This is a genomic window from Lutibacter sp. A64 (genome assembly GCF_022429565.1).
In the GTDB taxonomy this organism is placed as follows: Bacteria; Bacteroidota; Bacteroidia; order Flavobacteriales; family Flavobacteriaceae; genus Lutibacter.
In genome coordinates this window covers 3,843,418-3,858,516 of record NZ_CP092487.1, presented here as the reverse complement: position 1 = coordinate 3,858,516, position 15,099 = coordinate 3,843,418, and the positions used below count along the sequence as shown (strand labels likewise).

Sequence of the window (15,099 nt, the reverse complement as noted above, 5' to 3'; positions counted from 1 at the left end):
AAAATAAATATACTATTTAATATTAGATTTAACATTCAATAAAAAGCTTAGAAAAAGGTTTTAAACCGATAGAAATAATTAGTACATTCCCAAAACTTATACAAAAAAAAATCTTCTATTTTTAAAATTAAGCATTACTATTTAAAAGTAATATCAAATAATTAACAATAGAAGATTCAATTAAAATTAAAATATGTATTATTTTTTATAATAAAAAACTATTTTTCATAAATTATAGTATTTATAGATGCTCCTAAAATTATAAGTGGCTTATTATTCTTTATTTCAACATTTTTTAAGTTTAAAGATTTATTTGTTGTGTACATTTTTTTTACTTTAAATGTTGAAGTACCATCAATTAACATATCTAAATGTACAGCACTTTTTTGTTGATTAACAATTACAACAACAATACTATTATCGCTATTTTTATATGCTGAAACTAATAAACCATTTTTTAAATTTTCTATAGAGTTTAAATCTTTATAGTCTACTTTAATTCTTTTAGCCTTAGGTCTAATAAATCGCGCATAATTACCCAATGCCCACAATAATTTAGAGTCTACAAACTCACCATCATCTGTTGCTTTATCAACATAAATTAAACCATCTTTATAATTATAAGCGCTTAATGCAATCCACCAATGCCAAGCACTTGCGTTTGATATTGTTAAATCTGAATGAATGACCCTTGAAACATACAATGCCGTATTCATCCCTAAATCTTTCCCTTTTCCTTTAATTTCTTCATTATTTTCCAAAACACAGTATTCAGTCATCCAATATTCAAGATTGGGGTATTCTTGTAACTTTTCAGCTATTTTTTCACGTTCTTTTTTCAGTTTTGAAATTTTCCAAGTAGTAAAGTAACTATGTCCTGCAAATTTTGATGCTACCGAATTTAAGTCTCCTATATAATTACTGCTTTCGGTATTAAAAAACTCTTCTACTTGATTACTTCTATTATTAAACTTAGTTTTTTCGGAAGTTAAATAACCAATAGAACCTGCTTCTGAGATTTCCAACTTTGTTTTTAAATTTTCCTCATTAAAAACTTTATCAATAGCCTTTGTTGCTAATGCTAGTTCATTGTTATTCCAAGGAGAACCTTCTTGACTTCCTTTTATCCACTCCCATTGCGGCTCGTTAAAAGGACTTATATAAGTCAAGTCAATATTTAAATTACGCTTAAAGTTCTTTACAACTTCAGCCAAAAAAACAGCATAAGAATTATAATTCGCTTCCGCAAGGTTTGATGAATTTGCATTAGATGGGTATGCTTTATTATTTTTAGTTAATTGTACTGGAGGGCTATTTACAAAACCAACAAAATCTTTTACACCTCGTTGCTTTGCAGCTAACAAAAACCATTGTTGACCACTTTGACTTTTCCAATTATAACTAAGGTCGTCTTGTAAAAAACCTTCTGCTCTTCTCCAAGGATCTTTAATACCGCTTAATGCACCTTGCTCTGCACTTCCTGCCCCAATGTTAAACCGCCAAGCCGCCAAGCCAATTCCCTTTGGAGACCCTGTTGAATCGTACTCTAAACCGAATAATAAGTCGGCAATTGCATTCTTTTTTTCTAAAGGCCAATTACCTACAAACTGGGTTGTCCAGGCGTCTGAAGCACCAAAATTATGAATAGTTTGATATTCAACTTCAGGAGTAATTATAACTTTTAAACTATCTTTTTGTTGACCAAAAGAAAATTGAAAAATTAAACCGATAATAATGTATTTTAGTTTTGTTCTCATTTGATTACTTTATAAGTTGTTTTAATCTATATATTTTAAGACGAGAGTATTCTTAATTTAATGCATTTTTAAATTTAAAAAATAATTAATCTATACTTTCTAATTTTGGTACATTCAACGCTTCAATTGCATTTGGTGTTCTATTTGAAGTTACATCCTCAAAACCATACCACATTAGTCCAACTCCGTACCCCATATCACAGTCTGTCCAGCTCCAAATTTCCATATCAAAGTGTAATGAAGAAGAAAAAGGCATTACATCTAGAGCTCTAGTTCTAACTTCTGTGCTAAAACCTTTTGTATTTCGCTCATCAGTAACTTTTCTATTTAATTTATTATAAACGTTACTTTGTGGTTGTGCATGAAAAGGGTGCTCATAAAAATCGGTGCTTTTACCTCCCCAAGAATAACCATAATAATCTTCTGTTCCTGTTCCAAAAATGGATGGAAAATCTTCTCCATCTACCCAAATTTTTTCATCACCTTCTCCCCACCATTTTTTAACAGGGTTCATTACTGTTAATGCATCTCCAATATAAACTCCTCGTCCTTTTAATGATATAAAATTCCAGTCGGAATATGGTCTTGTAGCAACCGGATATTGACCACGCCATGCTGCGTTAAAATACATACTTCGCTTATCCCATTTATAATCTCCTACTACTGCATTTAATTCAACATCAATTACAGCTTCACTTAAGTTTTCAATACTTATACTAGCCGATTTTTGATAAGGCATTACCCATTTGGTAGTCATTGTACCATCTTCAGCAACCGTATTATGCCAACCTTTATAAGGATTTAAACCTATTCCTGACCCAAAAAAATCTCCAATAGGACACCATACAGTTTCTTTTCCATCAAAATTCATTTTAACAATGGTAGATCTCATTACGTCATCATTAGTATAATCACTTAATTTAAGTGTAAACATATTAATAGCCGCTGCTCCATTTGGTAACTCTATTGTTTTTTCTCCAGAAGCTGGTATTTTTACATTTAAATTAACCGATTGACCTTCAGTAGTATTTACTGGATTTAATAATTTTTCACCTATTTGTACAGTTAAACTTTTATTGCTTTCAAAATCTTCTTTAGAAAATGTTTTAATGTTTGTTCCTTCAGGATATTCACGATATGTAAACTGATAAAAAAATGGACGTCCAGTTGTAGTAATTTTACAACTTTTAGCATACGCTATTGGAAAAAATGAAACTGCAGAACGTAATGATTTATGTGCAAACGGAAACGGAAACAAACCATCTCCATTTAATAATTGCAACATATTGCCTTCTACTATTGGTGTTTCACTTCCATCTAAGTAAATTTTAATTTGAATATCTGTATCTGGCTTACTATCATTTAAAAAAGGCATCCAAGTTCTAACAATAGCTCCAGGACCATTATGATCCATTAATACCCATTCTTTTTGTTGATTGTTTTCTTCAATACGAATAAAATTATGGTCTTTATTGTTAGAGTTAAAATCGTGATTTATAAACCAACCATCGATATCTAAACTATCTACAGATGCACGATTATAACTACTTGCTTGTTTTAACCTAAAATCTACTTTTGGATAACGCGACTGCTCGGTTCTGTTAACCATTTCTTTTAACAAACTTTCCGTAGTAATTATTTCTTTTGAATTATTACACGAGAATAAAAATATCAACACTAAAGCACTACTTATTAACTGAATTTTTTTAAAAAATCTCATTATATTTTTGGTTTTTTTAATTATAACATCTTATAATTATTCTATTTCCTGCAGTTTAAAAACTATTTTTTTTTCTTTTTCTGAACAAAATTAGGATCGTAATCTAAATTTAATTCTGTAGGTATTGGAGCATTTGTATTGTTTCTCCAACTATCTAATTTTTCTAAAAGTTCTCTTGCCTTTTCTGGGTTTGCGTTAATAAGGTTTGTACGTTCTCCAATATCTGTAGATAAGTTGTATAATTCTAAAGCTTCATCTTCAAAATATTGATGCAACTTCCAATTACCTTCAATAATAACAGAACCAGGACGAGTTCTAAACAAAGGATCACGTGCATCATCTTTTTTTCCTGCATAGGATTGTAAATAAATTGGAAAATGAAAAAACAAGGCTCTTTCAGTAATTGATTCTCCTTTTAAAACTGGTAAAATTGATGTTCCATCCAAAATTTTATTTGGTAATTTAACACCGACCACATCCATAAAAGTTGGATAAAAATCAAGATTACTAATTGGGGTATTTGAAACTGAATTTGGTTGTACAACTCCATTCCAGCTAATAATATATGGCACTCTAATACCTCCTTCATAATAAGAACCTTTTCCTGCTCTTAATGGTTCTTGAGAAGAAACAGCTCTAATTCCTCCATTATCTGACGTAAATACTATAAGTGTATTTTTTAAATCTAGCTTCTCTAAAGTATTTAATAAAATGCCTATATTTTTATCTACTGTCTCTATCATTCCAGCATAAACAGCTTTATTTTGAAGTTTATTACCTCCTTTATCTGTATATTTTTTTTCTAATAATGAAGTTGTAGATAAAGGCGTATGGACAGCATAAAAAGGAAGGTATACAAAAAATGGCTTTTCCTTATTTTTTTCGATAAACTTAATAGCTTCTGAAGTAAGTCTATCCGTTAAATTTTCATTTGGTGTATTATCTTCAATGTTTTTAATATTATATGGACTAAAATAACCATCAGATCCAGGGTTTCCATTAAGAGCACCACCTACATTTACATCAAACCCCTGTGTTGTAGGGTCTTCTCCTAAATGCCATTTACCAAAAGTTCCTGTAACATAGCCTGCTTTTTTAAACATTTCTGCCATTGTAAACACACTATCATTCAATATTTCAGTATTTTTTATTGATATTAATTTACGCGTTTTTTTATTTCCTCTATCTGAATTACTAACAGTATAAATTCCGTGTCGTGGTGTATTTTGCCCACTTATTAAACAAGCTCTACTTGGAGCACAATTTGAGGCAGAAGCATAACCATTGGTAAACATCATACCCATTTCAGCTAGTTTAGAAATGTTTGGAGTTTCATAAAATGAACTACCATAAGTTTCTGTATCCATCCAACCTAAATCATCTACATTTATATAAATAACATTAGGTTTTTCGGTAGTTTCATCTTGTTTTTTAGTAGTGCAAGAAAAAGAAAAGACAATCAGCAATACTATAATAAATAAGTTTTTCATAAGAAATTCAATATAAATTTATAAAACCTAAAAGATTTTAAAACAAACCATAATTTGTTCAAAATTTAGATTACAACAAATACAATTAGTTTTTAACTTGTTTTTGCTTATTCATTTTTTCTAATACTCTTTTGTGATACTCTAATGGAAAGTTATTATTTTCTGTTCTAGCTTCCTTCATTAAATTAGCCATATCTTCTGCAATTTCAGGATTCATTTTTGCAACATTATGAGCTTCTCCAACATCATTAGACAAATTATAAAGCTCTATAGATTTCTCAAGATATTTTACTGCTTTCCAATCTCCTTTTCTTACTGCTTGAATAGGACCTTTCCCTTCATTAAACTCCCAATATAAATAATCGTGTTTCTTTTGCTCTTTACCCAATAAAGTTGGTAAATATGAAATACCATCTATGGTAGGGTCGCTTGGTTTTATTCCTGCAATATCACAAACAGTTGGTAAAAAATCCCAAAATGCGGAAATATGTGTTGTTTTTGAATTTGGCTGAATTGTTCCTGGCCAACGCACCATAAATGGAATTCTTATTCCACCTTCGTACAAATCACGTTTTTTACCTTTAAAATCGCCATTACTGTTAAAGAAATTTTTATCGAACTCGTGACCATTATCACTTGTAAATACTACAATTGTATTTTCATCTATGTCTAAGGTTTCTAACAACTTTAGTAAATCACCAATATCACCGTCCATACGAGAAACCATACCTGCATAAGTAGCATGTCCATCCTTATCATGCTGATAGCCTTTATTTGGTTTCACCTTTAATTCACGTTCTTCCCAATTTAATTTTTTATAAGGCACTTTCGAATTTTCTGGAACTGTAAGCTCGTAATGTGGAATTGTAAAAGCTAAATATAAAAAGAAGGGATCTTCCTTATTTTCTTTAATAAAATCTTTGGCTTTTTTTACAAATGAATCGTGCGAAAAAGTCCCTTTCTTTTCCATAACAATGTTACCTGTTTCAAAAGGCTTATTATTTTCCCATAAAACATCAGGATAATAATGGTGTGCTTCTCCATGATTTCTGTAACCATAAAAATAATCAAACCCTTGATTTAAAGGTAAATTTGCATCATCACCACCTTCAGACAGGCCCCATTTACCAATAATCCCTGTTTTATATCCCGCTCTTTTTAATTCTTCAGCAACAGTAACATCTTCAACTAATAAATTAACAGCTTTTCCCGTTGAAGTCCAATTTGGATTTCCTCTCACTGTATTATGTCCCATATGTTTCCCTACCAATAAAGAAGCCCTAGAAGGCATGCATACTGTAGAACCAGCATAATGTTGCGTAAATAACATTCCTTCAGAAGCCAGTTTATCTATATTTGGAGTCTTAATTTTCTTCTGTCCGTTTATACCTAAATCTCCATACCCTAAATCATCAGCCATTATATAGATTATATTAGGTTTTTTTGAATTATTTATAGTTGAATTTTGAGCTGTAATTTTTACACAACTGGAAATAACAAACAATGCAATTATTACAATTATTTTGAATTTCATAAAGTTAAATTTTATATATTAAAATGAATATCCTTACCCAAATTAAAATAAGGATTCATATACTTTTGATAAGTCTAAAGGATCATCCAGTTCTTTTTGAAGTTGAATTAAATCTTTAAATAAACTTTTGATTTTTTCTTGATGTATTGGATTGTCTGCTATATCATTCAATTCTTCTGGATCATTTTTTAAATTATACAACCGTACTTTATTAATTTCAGGATATACTAATAATTTAAAATTATCTTTTCTAATCATTCTTTGCGCTTTTAAATAAGCTCCATAAATAGCATCATAATGACTTTCGTTTCTTTCTGCTTTTGCTAAATCTAAAAAGCTATTAAACTCAACATAGGCAGGTTTTTCAATTCCTGAAAGTTCTAAAGACGTTGCCATAATATCTTGTAAATACACATCGGCATCAACTTTTCTATTTTTTGGAATGTCTGGACCTAAAATAATCATTGGTGGACGAATACTATGATCGTATAAATTTTGTTTTCCCATAAACCCATGGCGTCCCATTGCCAATCCGTGATCTGCTGAAAAAATAATATAGGTATTATCCATTTTACCCGATTTTTTTAATGCTTCTACAATTTTTCCTATTTGGGCATCAACATGTGTAATACTTGCATAATACTCTTGAGTATGGACTTTAATTGCATATTCTGTTCTTGGCATTGGAGCCAACATTTCATCTCTTAAATAATCTCCATTTTTGATTGAATTTCTATAAGGATATTCAGGTAAAAAACTTTTTGGTGTAGAAATACTTTCTAACGGATACATATCTACATATTCTTTTGGAGCTTGTCTCGGGTCGTGTGGCGCATTAAATGCTAAATACATAAAGAAAGGAGTGTCTTTGGTTTTAGCTTGATTTATAAATTCAATTGCATCATCTTTTACAACTTCACTCCAATGTTTTCCACCTTCCCAAAAACCTCCTTTTGAGGTATCATAAGGACTCCAAGAATTATCGTTTTCATTTAAAGGTCTATTATATCCGTTAGGTAAAGGCGCGTCAAAATTTTTACGCCCTTTCCAAGCATCTTTAGGCATTCCCGGACGTATGTGAACAGTATTATCAAATATTGCAGCTGCAGGAGCATCAACATGCCATTTTCCTGTCATATAGGTTTCATAACCTTGAGAAGCCATTAATTTTGACCAAGAAAGTTCTAAAGAATCTTTTTTAGTCCAATTTTTACGGAATTTATTGGCTCTCCAAACAGTTCGTCCAGTATTCATCATTGCACGTGACGCTGCACATACAGCACCACTCCATGAACCCATATTATACGCATGTGTAAATGTTGTACCAGCTTCAACAAAAGAATCCATTGTAGGGGTAATAATTTCTTTATTACCTAGAGCATGAACCGTTGAATAACTTTGATCATCTGTAAAAATAAAAACAATATTTGATTGTTGTTTTTCAGGTGTTTTATTTTTAGATTTTGTACAACTTAACAGTACAATTGCTAGTATAAATAAAAATATATTTTTCATTTTAATTGTTTGAAATTTATATACAAGTGTTTCTTCCTTAATGATTAAATCAGTTATTTAATTCTTATTTCACTGTTTTTTGAAGAATAAAGTCCATTGTTAAAATCTCCATCACAAGCTTTTAATAATTTTTCTTTAAGTTCCTTTAATTTTTCTGGATATTGTTTAGACAACTCATTTTCTTCTCTATAATCATCTGGTAAATAATAAATTTCAAACACATTTTTATTTAAAATAGCACGTATTTTCCATCCGTCATTTGTAATTAAAGTTGGTCCAGAATATGATGAATAAACAACATATTCATGTGTTTTTGTTTCACCTCCAAAAAGTTCATTATAATAAGAAATCCCATCAATATTTAAAGGTTTATTAAACCCTGTAATTTCAGCTATCGTAGCTAACATATCATAATTTGCAATCAATCTATCACTTGTAGTACCTGGTTTAATTTTATTTGGCCAATTAAAAATTAAAGGAGTAGTAATACCGCCTTGTAAATTACTTCTTTTCATCCCTGCTTGTCCATCATTACCATCAAAAACATCTCCAGCTAAATCACTGTAATATTTACGTTCTAAATTATCGAAACGTTGTCCTGTTTTTATATTGGTATATGGCTTTAAAACACGTCCTTCTTGTCCATAATAAATTTCGTGCCCATTATCAGATGCAAAAATTACAATTGTATTTTCAGCAATCCCTTCATCTTTTAATTTTTGCATAATTTGTCCAACATTATCGTCTAACATTTTAACCATTGATGCATATTCTTTTTCAATTGGTGTTAGTCTATCATCGTTTATAAAATCTGCATGTACTTCTGGAATTGAAACAGGTCCGTGCGGTAATTGGGTTGGAAAGTATAAAAAGAAAGGAGCATCTTTATTTTCAGTTATAAACTGAAACGCTTTTTCCATAAATAAATTCTGAGAATACACCTTTTTACCGGTCATATCATGTCTTTCTCTATAAGCTTCTGGCGTTTCAGGTTCTTTAGATTTACCTGAATTTGGTAGTAAATTTCCTGCTATATTAACTTGTTTTCCATTTTCAAATAAATATGGTGGATAAAAACCGTGTGCTCTTGCATGGTCTAAATAACCGTAATAATAATCCCATCCATGACGTTTCATTTGTGCGTCGGTAGCTGAAAAACCCCATTCTAATTTACCAATTTGCCCTGTTTTATAACCCGCTTCTTGTGCTACTGTTCCTAAAAAAACTTCATCTTCACCAATAGGTTTTAAAACACTATTAATAGATTCTTCAATTTCACTAAGTGTAGCTGTTTTTGCACTTATTTTTTTATACAAACCTCCAGAAGTTATATCAAATTTGTTTGCGTGACTGTCATGAATACCTGTTATTAAAGATGCTCTGGATGGTGCACATAACATATTTGTATAGGCGTTGCTAAAACAAATACCTTCTTCCGCTAATTTATCAATGTTTGGAGTGGTTATAATCTCTTGTCCATTTTTACTTAGCAAGCCCTTTCCTAGATCATCAGCTAAAATTAAAATAATATTTGGCTTTTCATTTAAGCTTTTTCCAACAGGCATGGCCTTTTTTGAATTAATAGCTATTTTCTTCTCTTTACATGCTGCAATTACCAAAAGCAGCAATAGCATTAAAGAAATTTTATTCATTATAAATTGAATTTTTTATTTGACAAGTATTCTATTCTATTTTTTATGTCTTGATTCGTTGTTATTTTTTTTGAAAGTAATTCAAAATTATAATTCTCATTATAGCCAAACTCATTATCTGTTAATAAAACCATTGAATTTAATATTAATAAAGCTTCTGCAGTATCTTTAGATTTATAGAGAACTTGAGCAATTTCACCCAATGTATTTTCATTTAAAAATAACCCCATATACTCTAAAGCTCTCACTTTATTAATTGGCTCTACATCACTGTTTGCAATTTCTTTTAATTTTAATGTAAATTCGTTTGCTTTTTCTCCAAAATTGCTACAAACAATAATTCCCCAATAACGTTCCCAAGGGTCTTTTGAATTTAAGGCCTCATTTATTTGCTGTTTAACAGCATCAAAATCTGATAAACTTAAATCTGCTATTTGCATATATTTTGAAATAGCTTCTTTATGCTCTTGACCAAATTTAATAGGATTATCAAATGCATTATTTATTAAAAAATGCTCTGGATAAAATGATAAATCTGGCATTTTTAAAAGGTGCTTATTTAAGTTATTTCTTAATTGAAGTAAAACTGTTTCGAACTCTTTATTTTCTGCTAAATTATTAGTTTCAAAAGGATCGCTTTCAACATTAAAAAGCATCTCTGTTTTTTTAGGTTTAAAAAATGCTGCTTGTACATCGTTTAATTTACCTTCTTTATACAATTTAGCCCATTCTTTGTAAGCCAATTGCTTGTAACGATAATTATTCATTAAACCATCGTAGTTAAATGGCTGGTAATTTCTTATATATTTATATTTACCTTTTCTAATAGCTCGAACCATATCGTACTTTTCATCAAATCTATCTGCATAACTAAATGTTTCGTCTCTATTATTAATTTCTTCGGCCGTTATATTTTCTCCTAAAAATGGTTTACCATCCAATGCTTCAGGAATTTCAACTCCTGCTAAATTTAATACTGTTGGAGCTAAATCTACAAAACTTACAAAGCCTTTAACTTTACTTCCTAATTTATTATTAACTAAGTTTTTATAATTTTTAGGAACATGAACCAACATTGGAACATGTAAACCTGTTTCATATAAATAACCTTTACTTCCAGGCAATACGCCTCCATGGTCTCCATAATAAAAAATAAAAGTAGAATCGTATAAACCATCTTCTTTTAATTGGTTTATTACTTTACCCATACGAGTATCCATTTCAACAATTTTATCTCTATACAAGGCATTTGTATATTTAAACAATTCTGTATTTGGATGGTTTGGTTGAATTTTAAATGACTCTAAGCTTGTAGTCGTTTTTTTATTTTCAAATGTTTCTTTATTAAAATGAAGACTTCCTTCATGAGTAATTCCACTGTTATATACATGGAAAAATGGCTGTCCTTCTTCTCTATTTCTCCAACTTGCTTTTTTTGAAGAATCGTCCCAAACATTATTCGATTTAATAATATTATAATCTTCTTTACTATTATTTGTAGTATAATAACCTGCTTTTTTTAAATATGCAGGAAACATTTTCACTTCTTGAGGCATTGAAACTTTTTCAATTTTTCTATGATAGTGAGATGCTAAATGAGGTCCATATAAACCCGAAATTATTGTAGATCGTGCAGCACTACATACTGCAGCATTGGAAAAAGCATGTGTATAAACCAATCCTTCAGCTGCTAAATTTTCAAGATTTGGAGTTTCAACACCATTCTCATTAAACATTTTAAGATAATGCATTGAATTATCTTCCGATACTAACCAAACAATATTAGGTGGTGGTAAGTTTTCTGTATTTTGTTTACAAGAAAAAAATAGTACAAGCACAAATAGTACTATTGGATAATTTAAATACTGTTTTAGTTTCATTATAGTATGGGGTTTAATTTTTACGATTTACAATTTATTAAAAAAATTCTCTGCCAATTAATTGACAGAGAATTTACAATAAAACTTAACCTAACTTCATTATCAAAATAATTATTTTAAAGGAGTTATTTTGTAAGAATAATTTAAATTTTCAGCTTTTACTCTAAATTGTTCATGGGCACGAGCTTTTAAACTCCAACTATTATCTCCTCCTATTCCCGTTTGCATATAATCTATATTTATATTTACAAAATCTCTCTTTTTAATATCTGTTGTATGTCTTTGTTGCTTTGTTTTACCTGCATCAAAATCACTATTATATTGATGATGTGCACTAAAACTTATTAATGAACTTCCTTCAATTTTCAATCCTTTTCCTGCCGCATTAACAAACTCTATATAACGTACATCTGTTCTATATCCATTTTCTTGTGGTCTAATATAAGGGAAGTATAATTCTTCAACTGAGGCTTTATACAGTCCAACTAAAGCAGCGGTATTTCTATCGTTATAATTTTCGTGTGGTCCTCTTCCAAACCAAGTAACTGATTGGTATTGGTTATTTATAATAAAATTATTTCCAAATCTTGGTAAAATTGGCAGTTCTGAACTTATATTTTTCAACTGGTTATTTACTGAAATTTCACCTTGCCCATTTACTGTATAACTTACAACTATTTGACCCTTAACTGAAGGTAAATTATATGTTGTTTCAATTTTAACATTATTATTTACGGTTAAAGCTTTAGATAAATCTAATTCTTCTCCATTACTTGATAAACTAACTTTTGTTAACATTTGTGTGTCAGTCGCTTCTTTCCATACACCTAAAAGTTCAGGTGATTTTGCTCCAAAATCATTATCAGTAGTTGCTCTCCAAAAGTTAGGAGTTACACCTTTAACCAATAAGTTTCCATTTCCATAATCTAAAGCATCTAATAAACCTGTTTTTGTATTAAATTTAACTTCAAAATTAGCATTTGAAAGAGTTGTAATATTATCTGTAGTACTAATAGAAATTTCACTGCTTATTGTACTTTCTGAAGCAGTTAATTTATTCGCTGTTAATTGAAATTGTTCAAAAGCAACAACATGTCCTACAGGCATTAAGTCTGTTTCATTTTTATTTAAAGCATAAACATTTAAGTGATACTCTGCTGATGCATTATTTAACTTTGGAATGTTAATTTTAACTGTTTTCGTTTCATAAGAATCGATATCTAACGTTGGTATTTTTCCTTCAGATATTTCAACTCCATTTTCTAAAAGTTTCCACGTAAAATCAAACTCGTTTAAATTGGTGAAATCATAAATATTTTTAATTGAAATTTCTCCATTACTTAAATTAACTGGTTTAAACTTTATGTATTGATATACTTTCTTCACCTCATATAAAGCAGGGTGAGCAGTTCTGTCTGGGTTTACAATTCCATTTAAACAGAAGTTTTGATCGTTATATAAATCTTGACCACCTAAATCTCCTCCATAAGCCCAAAACTCTTCTCCTTCTTCATTTTTAGTTAAAATTCCTTGATCTACCCAATCCCAGATAAATCCACCTTGCATAATATCGTACTTTTCAATAACGTCCCAATATTGTTGTAAATTTCCAACACTATTCCCCATTGCATGTGCATATTCACATTGAATTAATGGTCGTGTAGGGTTATTTTCTGCGTATTTTATCATTCTATCTATTGTCCAATACATTGGAGCTTGAATATCGGTATTACTGTATTGTGTAGCTCCTTCATATTGTGTTGGTCTAGTAGCATCTTGTTCTTTTAACCAATTATAAGTTGCAACAAAATTGTCTCCATTACCAGCTTCATTACCTAAAGACCAAGTTACAATTGAAGGATAGTTTTTATCACGTTCAAACATTCTAATTGTTCTATCCAAGTGCATAGCTTTCCATTGCGGTAAGTATGCTGGGTGAACAGCTTGTGCTTTTTTATTATTATCTAAACCTTGATTTGTAGTTCCCATTCCGTGAGTTTCAATATTAACCTCATCAACTACATAAAAACCATACTTATCGCACAATCTGTAAAAGTGTGGATTTTTAGGATAATGACTACAACGAATTGCATTCAGGTTATTTTGTTTCATCACCTCTAAATCTAGCATTGTTAATTCTTCTGAAATTACATGCCCTTCTGTTTCACTATGATCGTGAAGATTTGCTCCTTTTAATAAAACAGCTTTTCCATTAACTAAAAATTGATTGTTTTTAATTTCAATATTTCTAAACCCAACTTTTATTGCTGTAGATTCACCGTTTACAGTTAGTAAAAGTGTGTATAAGTTAGGTGTTTCAGCATTCCAAGTTTTTACATTAGGAATATTTTTATTAAAGTTTACAATAGTTCTTCCCTTTGCTAAATCAACTTTTTTAGTTGCTGAATAAACTTCATTATCCCCATCAAACAATTGAACTTTAACTTCTTTTTCAACGTTTTTCTTAGAATTATTATCAACTTTTAAATCTACATTAAATACACCTTCTGTAAAATTATTTGTTAAATCTGAAGTTACTCTAAAATCGCGTAATGTAACTTTATTAGTTGCATATACATAAACATCTCTTTCAATACCTGTCAATCTCCAAAAATCTTGATCCTCCATATAACTGGCATCTGACCAACGTAATACTTGAACTGCTAAGCTATTTTTTCCTTTTTTAACAACATCTGTAATTTTAAACTCTGCTGCTGTTTTACTACCTTCGTTATAACCAATTTTTTCTCCATTTACCCAAATATACATTGCACCACTTACACCTTCAAAATGTAAGTAAATATCTTTTCCATCCCAATCATCTGAAATTTCAAAATCTCTTTTATAACTTCCTACATTATTAGTATTATGAGGAATAAAAGGTGGATTTGCTGGAAACATATATGTTCTATTTGTATATATTGGTATTCCAAAACCTTTCATTTCCCAGTTTGATGGTACTTCAATTTTATCCCATCCTTCTAGGCTAAAATCATCTTTATAAAATCCTGTAGGTCTTGCTTGTACACTATCTGCATAATAGAAATTCCAAGTTCCATTTAAAGATTGGTATAATGAAGAATTTTGCCAACTATCATTCTCAAAAGCCTCTGTTGGTTCATTATATTTATAAAATGATGCTGTTGGTTCTTCTCTATTAATTTGAAATATTTCTGGATTTTCCCATTCTGGGTTTTCCCATTCTGGATTTTCCCAATTATTAGCAACATTATTATTACTTGGATTTAAAACTACCTTATTACATGATATTAAAGTAGCTATTACAATTAGTGCGACTAAATACTTACTCATTTTATGTTTTTTATGCATTATTAAAATCTATTTTTTTGCTGTGATATTAATTTACTACAGTAATTTCAATACCATATTAACTATATATTATTCTATTTTTTATACACAAACGAATATACAACAGTTACTTAAAAAAAAATTACCAAATATAGTCTACGAATGTTGCACAAGTAATAAACACCAGTAAAAACGCTTATATGCAACATAAGTACAAGGTATTTTAGACATTTATATCCCCC

General features: G+C 29.8%; 8 protein-coding genes. All 8 read right to left on the bottom strand.

The genetic code is table 11. The features are described from left to right. Nucleotides 1-218: 218 nt before the first annotated feature. The 8 genes from MKD41_RS15620 to MKD41_RS15585 all read right to left on the bottom strand — a co-directional run bounded on the left by MKD41_RS15620 (nt 219) and on the right by MKD41_RS15585 (nt 14,860). Nucleotides 219-1,757: a glycoside hydrolase gene (locus MKD41_RS15620; protein WP_240243274.1), complete on the bottom strand. Its 1,539-nt coding sequence runs from the start codon at nt 1,755-1,757 to the stop codon at nt 219-221. An 85-nt stretch (nt 1,758-1,842) separates the two neighbouring features. Then, nucleotides 1,843-3,477, bottom strand: coding sequence for a glycoside hydrolase family 172 protein (locus tag MKD41_RS15615; protein ID WP_240243273.1), 1,635 nt, complete (start codon nt 3,475-3,477; stop codon nt 1,843-1,845). A gap of 62 nt (nt 3,478-3,539) precedes the next feature. After that, complete coding sequence (locus tag MKD41_RS15610; RefSeq protein ID WP_240243272.1) at nt 3,540-4,967, bottom strand: sulfatase; 1,428 nt, start codon at nt 4,965-4,967, stop codon at nt 3,540-3,542. 85 nt (nt 4,968-5,052) lie between these two features. After that, nucleotides 5,053-6,501: an arylsulfatase gene (locus tag MKD41_RS15605; RefSeq protein WP_240243271.1), complete on the bottom strand. Its 1,449-nt coding sequence runs from the start codon at nt 6,499-6,501 to the stop codon at nt 5,053-5,055. 42 nt (nt 6,502-6,543) lie between these two features. Next, complete coding sequence (locus MKD41_RS15600; RefSeq protein ID WP_240243270.1) at nt 6,544-8,016, bottom strand: sulfatase-like hydrolase/transferase; 1,473 nt, start codon at nt 8,014-8,016, stop codon at nt 6,544-6,546. A 53-nt stretch (nt 8,017-8,069) separates the two neighbouring features. After that, on the bottom strand, nt 8,070-9,668 hold the full coding sequence (locus tag MKD41_RS15595; protein WP_240243269.1) for an arylsulfatase: 1,599 nt from the start codon (nt 9,666-9,668) through the stop codon (nt 8,070-8,072). Further along, on the bottom strand, nt 9,668-11,548 hold the full coding sequence (locus tag MKD41_RS15590) for a sulfatase family protein (RefSeq protein WP_240243268.1): 1,881 nt from the start codon (nt 11,546-11,548) through the stop codon (nt 9,668-9,670). Before MKD41_RS15590 ends, MKD41_RS15595 begins: the two co-directional genes overlap by 1 nt. Nucleotides 11,549-11,659: 111 nt before the next feature. After that, entirely contained in the window at nt 11,660-14,860 is a 3,201-nt protein-coding gene (locus MKD41_RS15585) for a glycoside hydrolase family 2 TIM barrel-domain containing protein (protein ID WP_240243267.1), read from the bottom strand. Nucleotides 14,861-15,099: the final 239 nt, after the last annotated feature.